The sequence below is a fragment of the Chromohalobacter sp. HP20-39 genome (assembly GCF_033052815.1).
Lineage (GTDB): Bacteria > Pseudomonadota > Gammaproteobacteria > Pseudomonadales > Halomonadaceae > Chromohalobacter.
This window is the reverse complement of record NZ_JAWHTP010000807.1, coordinates 1-260: the sequence shown is the minus strand read 5'-3', so window position 1 is coordinate 260 and position 260 is coordinate 1. Positions and strand designations below refer to the sequence as shown.

The following is a 260-nucleotide window of genomic DNA, read 5'->3' as shown; positions in this document are numbered from 1 at the left end:
GCGCTGTTTTCAATTGTTCTCGTGGCTCTTCGAAAATCCATCGCGGACCGGCAGAGCGTGTACGAATTGCAGCGAGGCGTCTCTGATAGGTTCTTTCGTCGAGCTTGAAGACTCTATCCTCCCTGGCCTCGGTATTGCCGGATACGGCTTCCTCGACTATTGCACGCAGCCGGTCCGCATCGATGACGTTGTTATCGAACCCAGGCTGGAAATCCAGGTCATCAACGAAGATGACGGCGCGCTCTTCTGCGTCAATATTG

The 260-nt window shown here is 54.2% G+C and carries 1 protein-coding gene; it reads right to left on the bottom strand.

All coding sequences use genetic code 11. The features are described from left to right. Window positions 1–260: hypothetical protein (locus RVY79_RS20185; protein ID WP_317466359.1), on the bottom strand; the 260-nt coding region annotated here is incomplete at both ends.